Raw genomic sequence first — 7519 nt, 5'->3', positions numbered from 1 at the left:
AACTCGTTCCTCGACGAGATCCGCAAGCAATACGTGATGACCGCGCGCGCCAAGGGGCTGACCGAGCGCAAGATCCTCTATGGCCACGTGTTCCGCAACGCCATGCTGATCGTGATCGCGGGGTTCCCCGGCGCCTTCATCTCGATCTTCTTCACCGGGGCGTTCATCATCGAGATCGTGTTCTCGCTCGATGGGCTCGGGCTGCTGGGCTACGAGAGCGTGCTCAACCGCGACTATCCGGTGGTGTTCGGCACCCTCTTCCTGTTCTCGCTGATGGGGATGGTGGTGAAGCTGATCTCCGACCTGACCTATGTGTGGATCGACCCCCGCATCGATTTCGAGAGCCGCGAGGCATGAGCGGCGCCGAGACCCTGGACCGCGCCGCCCCCGCGCCCGCCACCCTGGTCCCCCCGCCGCCGCCGCAGGCGACGGGGCGCTTCGCGCTCGACCCGCTGCAGCGCCGGCGGTGGGAGAATTTCAAGTCCAACAAGCGCGGCTTCTGGTCGATGTGGATCTTCGCGGTCCTGTTCGTCGTCGCCCTTTGCGCCGAGTTCGTGGCCAACGACCGCCCGCTCTGGGTGGTCTATCGCGGCGACGTGATGTTCCCGATCTTCGAGTTCCACCCCGAGACCGATTTCGGCGGAGATTTCCAGACCGAGGCCGACTACCGCGCCCCGGAGGTCCGCTGCCTGATCCTGACCGGCGGCCTCGACGCCTGCTTCGACGACCCAGAGGCGCTGGCCGAGAAAATGCGGGCCGGAGAGCCGGTGGAGGGCGCCGTGGCGGGCTCCATCTGGTGGCCGCCCATCGCGTTTTCCTACGACACCATCGCCTACGGGGTCGGCCGCGCGCCCTCCGCCCCCGACGCGACGCACTGGCTGGGCACCGACGACCAGGCGCGCGACGTGCTGGCGCGCGTGATCTACGGGTTCCGGATCTCGGTCCTGTTCGGGCTGGCGCTGACCCTGCTCTCGACCGTCATCGGCGTGGTGGCGGGCGCGGCGCAAGGCTATTTCGGCGGCTGGGTGGACCTGGTCTTTCAGCGGGTGGAGGAGATCTGGTCGGCGATCCCGGTCCTGTTCCTGATCATGATCATCGCCGCGATCATCGAGCCGACCTTCTGGTCGATGCTGATCCTGCTGTCGCTGTTCCAGTGGACGGCGCTGGTGGGCGTGGTGCGGGCCGAGTTCCTCCGCGCCCGGAACTTCGAATACGTCCGCGCCGCCCGCGCGCTGGGGGTCGGCGACTGGACCATCATGTTCCGCCACCTGCTGCCCAATGCGATGGTGGCGACGCTGACCATGATGCCTTTCATCCTGACCGCCTCGATCTCGACCCTGGCCACGCTCGACTTCATCGGCTTCGGGCTGCCGGCCTCCTATCCCTCGCTCGGCGACCTCGCCTTGCAGGGCAAGAACAACCTGCAGGCGCCCTGGCTCGGCTTCACCGCTTTTTTCACCTTCGCCATCATGCTTTCGCTGCTGGTGTTCGTGTTCGAGGCGGTCCGCGACGCGTTCGACCCGAGAAAAGCGTTCCGCTAGGGCGAACCGTGGCGCGCATGCGACACACGCGCATAGGCGTGACAAATCCCCGCCGACGGCTCGCCCTGCGTCAAGATTAATGTTAGGTTCATGTCATGATCGAAAATGTGTCCATCCTCGACGTCCATGACCTGAGCGTCTCGTTCCGCACCCGCGAGGCGACGATCGCGGCCGTGCGCGGCATCTCCTTCCATGTCGCCCCGGGCGAAACCCTGGCGCTGGTGGGCGAAAGCGGCTCGGGCAAGTCGGTCTCGGCGCTGGCCACCGTGGGCCTGGTGCCCGACTCGGCCGAAATCGCGGGCTCGGTCCGGTTCGAGGGCGAGGAGATGGTCGGCGCCGCCGAACCCCGCCTGCGCGCCATGCGCGGCAATGCCGTCAGCTTCGTGTTCCAGGAGCCGATGACCTCGCTCAACCCGCTCCACACCATCGAGCGGCAGCTGGCGGAGAGCCTGTCGCTGCACCAGAACCTGAAGGGCGACGCCGCGCGCGCCCGCATCCTCGACCTGCTGCGCAAGGTCGGCATCCGCGACCCCGAGACCCGACTGGCGGATTACCCCCACCAGCTTTCCGGCGGCCAGCGGCAGCGGGTTATGATCGCGATGGCGCTGGCCAACGGGCCGCGCCTGCTGATCGCCGACGAGCCGACCACCGCGCTCGACGTCACCATCCAGGCCCAGATCCTCGACCTGCTGAAGGACCTTCAGCGCGAGGAAGGGCTCGCGATGCTGTTCATCACCCATGATCTGGGCATCGTGCGCCGCATCGCCGACCGCGTGGCGGTGATGCAGCATGGCGAGATCGTGGAGACCAACGACACCGCCGCGCTCTTCGCCGATCCCCGGCACCCCTACACCCGCAAGCTGCTGGCGGCCGAGCCCACCGGCGCCCCTTCCCCCCCGATCGAGAACGCGCCCACCGTGGTCGAGACCACCGGCCTCAAGGTCTGGTTCCCGATCCGGCGCGGCTTCCTGCGGCGGGAGGCGGGATACGTCAAGGCGGTCAATCACGCCGAACTGGCGCTGCGCCAGGGCGAGACGCTGGGGATCGTCGGCGAAAGCGGTTCGGGCAAGACCACGCTGGCGCTGGCGCTGATGCGGCTGATCTCTTCCGAAGGGCCGGTGCTGGTCGACGGGCGCGACGTGCAGGGCTGGAAAGCCCGCCGCATGCGCCCGCTGCGCCGCGAGATGCAGATGGTGTTCCAGGATCCGTTCGGCTCGCTCAGCCCGCGGATGACCGTCGGACGCATCGTGGCCGAGGGATTGAGCATTCACCAGGTGCCTGACATCGGCCCCCCGCGCGAGGCGGTGGCCCGCGCCCTGCATGAAGTCGGGCTCGATCCCGCCACGATGGACCGCTATCCGCATGAATTCTCGGGCGGACAGCGCCAACGCATCGCCATCGCGCGGGCCATGATCCTGAAACCGAAGCTGCTGGTGCTGGACGAACCGACGTCCGCGCTTGACATGACTGTGCAAGTGCAGATCGTTGACCTCCTCCGCCGCCTCCAGCATCGACATAAACTCGCGTACTTGTTCATATCCCACGATCTGAAGGTGGTTCGCGCCATGTCTCATCGCGTCATCGTGATGAGGCAGGGCGACATCGTCGAGACCGGCGACGCGGAGCAGGTGTTCACGGCGCCGCGCACCGACTACGCCAGATCGCTGGTGGAGGCGGCCCTGGGCCGGGAGGCGGCATGATCGACATGAATGGCGCGGAACGGGTGTTGATCGAGAACACCCATATCTATCCTGGCGCGGCGGGCGCCTACGAGCTGGCCGGACCGGTCGAGCCGGAGGGCCGCCGCGTGGCGGTCAAGTTCAGCGACGGCGTGACCACGGACGGCAGGCTATCTGCCCTGCCCGGGCCGCGGCGACGGCTGGAGGTTTCCGAATACACCACCGCCCGCGGCGCGCATATTCCGCCCAAGGTCTGGATCCTGCAGAACACCGGCCCCGACCAGATCGGCTTCCTGGTGCGCGAACATGGCGAGCCCGCCTCCGAGCTGCGCACCTCCGGGCGCCGGCGCATGGGCCGCGGCTGAGCCACCGTGCGGCGGGGGCGTCCGACGCAGGCGCGCGGGCGGCCCCCGATATCGTCCCCCCTGCGCGCAAGCGCGGCCTTGCCGTGGCGCGCCGCCCGCGCTACCCCCCGCGCGTCCCTGCGGCGTCCGCCAGCCTTGCGCCGCTCGATCGATCCCAATCGACGGAGCCCGCCCATGATCCCCCGCTATTCCCGCCCCGACATGGTCGCCGTCTGGTCGCCCGAGACCAAGTTCCGCCTGTGGTTCGAGATCGAGGCCCATGCCTGCGACGCCCAGGCCGCGCTGGGCGTGATCCCGAAATCCGCCGCCGAGACGGTGTGGAAGGCCAGGGACATGGCCTTCGACGTCGACCGCATCGACGAGATCGAGCGGGAGGTGAAGCACGACGTCATCGCCTTCCTCACGCATCTTTCGGAACTGGTCGGCCCCGAGGCGCGCTTCGTGCACCAGGGCATGACCTCCTCGGACGTGCTGGACACCTGCTACAATCTCCAGCTGGTCCGCGCCGCCGACATCCTGATCGCCGACATGGACGCGCTGCTCGCCGCCCTCAAGCGTCGGGCGCTGGAGCACAAGGACACCGTCTGCATCGGCCGCTCCCACGGCATCCACGCCGAGCCGGTGACCTTCGGCCTGAAGATGGCCCAGGCCTATGCGGAGATGGAGCGCAACCGGAACCGGCTCGAAAAGGCCAGGTTCGAGATCGCGACCGGCGCCATCTCCGGCGCGGTCGGCACCTACGCCAACATCGACCCTTCGGTCGAGGCGCATGTCTGCGAGCAGATGGGGCTGGTCCCCGAGCCGATCTCCACCCAGGTGATCCCCCGCGACCGTCACGCGGCATTCTTTGCAGCGCTCGGCGTGGTCGCGTCTTCGGTGGAGCGCGTCGCCACCGAGATCCGCCACCTGCAGCGCACCGAGGTCCTGGAGGTGGAGGAGTATTTCTCCCCCGGCCAGAAGGGCTCCTCGGCCATGCCCCACAAGCGCAATCCGGTGCTGACCGAGAACCTCACCGGGCTCGCCCGCATGGTCCGCGCCTACGCGATGCCGGCGATGGAGAATGTGGCGCTCTGGCACGAGCGCGACATCTCGCATTCCTCGGTCGAGCGCTATATCGGCCCCGACGCGACCATCACGCTGGATTTCGCGCTGGCCCGCCTGACCGGCGTGATCGACAAGCTGCTGGTCTACCCCGAGAACATGGAGCGGAACCTCAACCAGTTCCGCGGCCTGGTGCATTCCCAGCGCGTGCTGCTGGCCTTGACCCAGAAGGGCGTCAGCCGCGAGGACAGCTATCGGCTGGTCCAGCGCAACGCGATGAAGGTGTGGGAGCAGGGCAAGGACTTCATGGAGGAGCTGAAGGCCGACGCGGAAGTCCGCGCCGCGCTGAGCGAAGCGGAGATCGAGGAGAAATTCGACCTCGGCTACCACCTCAAGCGGGTCGACGCGATCTTCGAACGGGTGTTCGGCAAGGCCTGAGGCGCCTGCGGGGAGATAGCGGGGCGGGGGGACGGCGGGCGGGGCGATGCGGGCGAAGCCCGCGAGCGCCCGAACGCCCCCCCGCGCTTCCGTCGGCCGGCCCGCCCTCCGGTTCAGCGAAAATCGGTCGCGTCGATATCGGCGGCCGTGTCGGCGGACCGATGCCGGGGCGGGACGATTTCGCGGCGCCTCTTGCCGAGACCGGCCCCGGCGCCATGTGGAAGGATGCGAGGACCCCCGACGGCCTTGAAACCGGATGGTCATTCGGGCCGTATATGCAGGTGATCCGGCCTCGCGCCGCGCCGAGGGAGTTCGAGATGACCAAGCGTCCCGCCCGCCCCACCGACCTCGCCCCCGCCGACCGCGCCGGCGATCCGCGCGGCGCCTCTTCGCCCGCCGCCGGCATCGGCCGCCGCGCCTTCCTCGCGCTCGGCGCCGGGGCGCTGGCGGCGCCGAAGCTGGCGCGGGCCGGGGTCTCGGCCCACGGCTTCCGATTCGCCTCCCTGGGCGAGACCACGGGCGAAATCCGCATGGCGGACTACGCCGGGCGTCCGGTGCTGGTGGTCAACACCGCCTCGCGCTGCGGGTTCACCCCTCAATATGACGGGCTGCAGGCGCTGTGGAGCCGGTATCGCGACCGCGGCTTCGTGCTGATCGGCGCGCCGAGCCGGGATTTCGGGCGGCAGGAATACGAGGATCAGGCGAAGATCAAGGATTTCTGCGAGGTGAATTTCAACATCGACTTCCCGATGACCGAACTGGTCAAGGTGAAGGGCCCGGACGCGCATCCGTTCTACGCCTGGGCGCGCGGCGCGGCGGCGGCGGCGGACCTGCCGGCGCCGCGATGGAATTTCCACAAGTACCTGATCGGCCCGAACGGCGCGCTGGCCGGCGCCTGGGACAGCGCCACCCTGCCCGAGGACCCCGAGATCGCCCGCGCCATCGAGGCCCGGCTGCCCGCCTGACCGCCCCGCCCCAGCCGGGGGAGCCGCGCGACCACCCTCGCGCCCGTCGCCGCCGGGCGCCCGCGCGGCGGTCGGACCGTGGCGCAGGCGGCGACGTCTCCTTGCCCCGAGCGCCGCGCGCGTCCATGACCTTGCGGCGCCGCGGCGACGGATCGCTTGACCGCGGCGGTCCGGCTGCGGATGGTCCGCGCGGTTCCCGGCGCCCCTGCGGCCCCGGCCGCACACGCATCGAGCGAGGGGAATGCGCATGGAGGCTCTGGTTCTGTTCGGTCAGGCGTTGCTGACCGCGATCACCGGCGCCTGGATCGGCATCGGGGTGATCGAGAACATCCGGTATCCGAAGGTCAACGGCGACCTCGTCGCCATGGTCATGCGCATGGACCGGGTGCGCGAGGAACGGCCCGAGATCTACGCCGACGTGAAGGGCAACCGCATCGACGCCCCCGCCGTCCACCTCTGGGCCTATCGCGCCATCGTGACGGTCGAGCTGACCGCCGCCGTTCTGCTGACCCTGGGCGCGGCGATGCTGCTTGCGGCGGCCTTCGCGGCGCTAGGCGGCGGCGGCGGCGGCGTGACCATCGCGGCGCAGAGCCCTTCGCTGTTCCCCGCCCCGGCTCCCGTCCCCGTCGCCGCGCTCGTCGCCCTGCCCGGCGAGGGCGCGCGCATGGTCGCCGCCGCCGGCGCGCTGGTGTTCTCGGCCGTCTGGGGCGGGTTCCTGGTCGGCGGCCAGTGGTTCCATTACTGGGCCGGCTGGAAGGACAGCCAGTTCACCCATTTCTTCCTGCTGCTCTGGGGCGCGCTGCTGTTCATGCTGCTCACCTGAGCCCCCTTGCGTCGCCAAACCGCCCGGCCTAGCGTCGGGGCGTATTGCGACAGGGGCGCCCCCGACACGGGGCTGAGACGCACCCTTGGAACCTGATCCGGATCATGCCGGCGGAGGGAGTCGCGACGAGGCCTCCTCGCGCCCGCCGCCGGACCTCGCCGCCCTCGCCCCGCCGGCCGCAGGGAGGACGAGATGACCGCCGACACCCGCCAGACCCAACCCGACATCCCCGCCGACATCGGCCCCGGCGCCCGCCTCGCGGCGATGCGCGTCGTGGCGCCGCTGGTCCAGAACATCACCAATTACGTCGCGATGAACGTGATGGCCAACGTGCTGCTGGCCGCCGGGGCCTCGCCCGCCATGGTCCATGCGCGCGAGGAATCGGCCGACTTCGCCGCCATCGCCTCGGCGCTGACCATCAACATCGGCACGCTTTCGCCCGACTGGGTCACCTCGATGGAGGCGGCGGCGGAGGCTGCCGTGGCCCATGGCAAACCCTGGGTGCTCGACCCGGTGGCGGTGTTCGCCACGCCCTACCGGGCCGGGGTCGGCGCCCGGCTGGCGGCGATGAAGCCCACGCTGATCCGCGGCAACGCCTCCGAAATCATGGCGCTGGCCGGCGAGGCCGCCGGCGGCAGAGGCGCCGACGCGGGCGACGAGGTGGCGG

8 protein-coding genes and 1 riboswitch are annotated in these 7519 nt (G+C 69.7%); all 8 genes read left to right on the top strand.

The features are described from left to right. Nucleotides 1–357, top strand: a 357-nt coding sequence (locus ACTB72_RS19315) for an ABC transporter permease subunit (RefSeq protein WP_463038647.1), incomplete at its 5' end; no start/stop codon positions are given. Further along, nucleotides 354–1541 carry an ABC transporter permease gene (locus tag ACTB72_RS19310; RefSeq protein WP_463038646.1) on the top strand — a complete coding sequence of 396 codons (1188 nt, stop codon included), beginning with the start codon at nucleotides 354–356 and terminating at the stop codon, nucleotides 1539–1541. The genes ACTB72_RS19315 and ACTB72_RS19310, both read left to right, overlap by 4 nt. A gap of 95 nt (nucleotides 1542–1636) precedes the next feature. Continuing rightward, nucleotides 1637–3241 (top strand): ABC transporter ATP-binding protein, encoded by a 1605-nt coding sequence (locus ACTB72_RS19305; protein WP_463038645.1) that lies wholly within the window; start codon nucleotides 1637–1639, stop codon nucleotides 3239–3241. Beyond that, entirely contained in the window at nucleotides 3238–3585 is a 348-nt protein-coding gene (locus ACTB72_RS19300) for a hypothetical protein (protein WP_463038644.1), read from the top strand. Before ACTB72_RS19305 ends, ACTB72_RS19300 begins: the two co-directional genes overlap by 4 nt. 174 nt (nucleotides 3586–3759) lie before the next feature. Beyond that, complete coding sequence (gene purB, locus ACTB72_RS19295; protein ID WP_463038643.1) at nucleotides 3760–5064, top strand: adenylosuccinate lyase; 1305 nt, start codon at nucleotides 3760–3762, stop codon at nucleotides 5062–5064. A gap of 317 nt (nucleotides 5065–5381) precedes the next feature. Beyond that, entirely contained in the window at nucleotides 5382–6029 is a 648-nt protein-coding gene (locus tag ACTB72_RS19290) for a glutathione peroxidase (RefSeq protein ID WP_463038642.1), read from the top strand. Nucleotides 6030–6276: 247 nt separating this feature from the next. Next, nucleotides 6277–6852, top strand: coding sequence for a DUF2165 family protein (locus ACTB72_RS19285; protein WP_463038641.1), 576 nt, complete (start codon nucleotides 6277–6279; stop codon nucleotides 6850–6852). A 41-nt stretch (nucleotides 6853–6893) separates the two neighbouring features. Further along, nucleotides 6894–6988, top strand: a riboswitch (TPP riboswitch). A gap of 56 nt (nucleotides 6989–7044) precedes the next feature. Further along, a partial coding sequence (locus ACTB72_RS19280) for a hydroxyethylthiazole kinase (protein ID WP_463038640.1) occupies nucleotides 7045–7519 on the top strand: 475 nt, incomplete at its 3' end.

The sequence above is a fragment of the Albimonas sp. genome (genome assembly GCF_055129145.1).
Note: the sequence above shows the minus strand (reverse complement) of the source record. Positions and strands in the feature narration are given on the sequence as shown.

Excerpts from the sequence above, each read along its gene's own strand:
- ACTB72_RS19310 (WP_463038646.1), top strand. The coding sequence starts at position 354 with ATGAGCGGCGCCGAGACCCTGGACCGCGCCGCCCCCGCGCCCGCCACC.
- ACTB72_RS19305 (WP_463038645.1), top strand. The coding sequence starts at position 1,637 with ATGATCGAAAATGTGTCCATCCTCGACGTCCATGACCTGAGCGTCTCG.
- purB (WP_463038643.1), top strand. The coding sequence starts at position 3,760 with ATGATCCCCCGCTATTCCCGCCCCGACATGGTCGCCGTCTGGTCGCCC.
- ACTB72_RS19285 (WP_463038641.1), top strand. The coding sequence starts at position 6,277 with ATGGAGGCTCTGGTTCTGTTCGGTCAGGCGTTGCTGACCGCGATCACC.
- ACTB72_RS19290 (WP_463038642.1), top strand. The coding sequence starts at position 5,382 with ATGACCAAGCGTCCCGCCCGCCCCACCGACCTCGCCCCCGCCGACCGC.
- ACTB72_RS19300 (WP_463038644.1), top strand. The coding sequence starts at position 3,238 with ATGATCGACATGAATGGCGCGGAACGGGTGTTGATCGAGAACACCCAT.